Genomic DNA, 1,435 nt, shown 5'->3' with positions numbered 1-1,435 from the left:
GGCTCTCCTGACTGATCCGTGGGTCATGGTCGGCCTGGGAGTGCGGGTGGGTGGCCGCCGAGGCTGAGCATCGCGAGGGCGATCAGGGCTTGCGGGGAGCGGAACCCGAACGCGATTCGGGTGATGAGTCGGATCTTGGTGTTCACGGACTCGATGCGCCCGTTGGACAGGCCGTGCTCGATCGCGGCGAGGATCGCGGGCCGGTGTTTCAGGATCGTGCGTTGCAGGCGGACGAACGCGGGGATGCGGCAGCGGCGGGCCCAGCCGATCCACTTCTGAAGCGCGTCGGGGGCTTCGTCGGCGGGCAGCTGGAACACGAGCCGGAGGCCTTCTTTCAGGAGGTACCCGCGATGCAGGGTCGGGTCGGTCTTCGCGATCCAGTCGAGCTTGGCCTGCTGGGGCTCGGTGAGGTTCTCGGGGTTCTTCCACAGCGCGTACCGGGCACCCTTCAAGCCGTTCGCCTTCTGGCCGGCGGGACGGGGTGGGGCGTCGGCGCGCGGGCGGCCGCGGGCCCGTTTGGGTTCGGTGGCGCGTGCCTGACGGCGGGCGTCGTTCCACGCGCCACGGCGGACCTCGTCGAGCGCGTCGGTGGCCCACTTCACGACGTGGAACGGGTCCGCGCAGCGGACCGCGTTCGGGCAGCGGGCCGCGACGACCTCCGTGATCCAACCCGCGCCATCCGCGGACACATGCGTGATCTGTGCGGATCGTTCCGGGCCGAGCTGGTCGAAGAACCCGCCCAGGGTTGCCTTGTCGCGACCCGGTGCGGCCCACACCAGCCGGCCGGTGTCGTGATCGACGACCACCGTGAGGTAGCGGTGCCCGCGCTTGTACGAGATCTCGTCGATCCCGATCCGGCGCAGCCCACCCAGCAGGTCATGGGACTGCTCGGTGTCCGCCCAGACCCGGGTGATGATCGCCCCGGCGGTGCGCCACGCGATCCGCATCAGCTGACACGCCGCGGACTTCGAGGTCTGCGTCACCAGCCACGCGACCTGCTCGTCGAACGCGACCGTGTGCCCGGCGCCATGCCGCGCCCACGGCACCGCCCGCACCGTCGGGCCGTGCTCCGGACAGTTCACTCTCGGCGCGTCGGCCTCGAGCCAGACCCGGATCGTGCCCGCATCCAGTGCCCGCCAGCGGCGCCGTCCCTCGCCCCGGTCATACCACGGGCAGCGTCGCTGGCACCGGCCGCACCGCGCCCCGGCACGCCTGGTCGGCCGGACATGAGCGACCAGCACCTGGTCATCCTCGTCGAACTCGACACCCTCGACGACCGTGTTCTCGACCCCGAGCAGCTTCGACCATAGGCTTGCATTCCGCACGCCGTTCTCCCGTCACCGGTCCTGTTCCTTGACAGTCCAGAACCTAGACAGAGAACGGCGTGCCCCGTTCCCCGACGCGCTCAACCACCCACGGAAGCGTCAGGAGAGCC

The 1,435-nt window shown here is 70.4% G+C and carries 1 protein-coding gene; it reads right to left on the bottom strand.

Annotated features, from left to right (window positions below):
- Positions 1–23 precede the first annotated feature (23 nt).
- A complete protein-coding gene (locus EZM51_RS20370; RefSeq protein ID WP_136710140.1) occupies positions 24–1,325 on the bottom strand; it encodes an ISL3 family transposase in 1,302 nt (433 codons plus the stop codon).
- Between the last annotated feature and the right edge of the window lie 110 nt (positions 1,326–1,435).

The organism is Agromyces sp. H66 (genome assembly GCF_004959775.1).
Lineage (GTDB): Bacteria > Actinomycetota > Actinomycetes > Actinomycetales > Microbacteriaceae > Agromyces.
The sequence above is the reverse complement of the archived record's forward strand: the minus strand, read 5'-3'. Positions and strand labels throughout refer to the sequence as shown.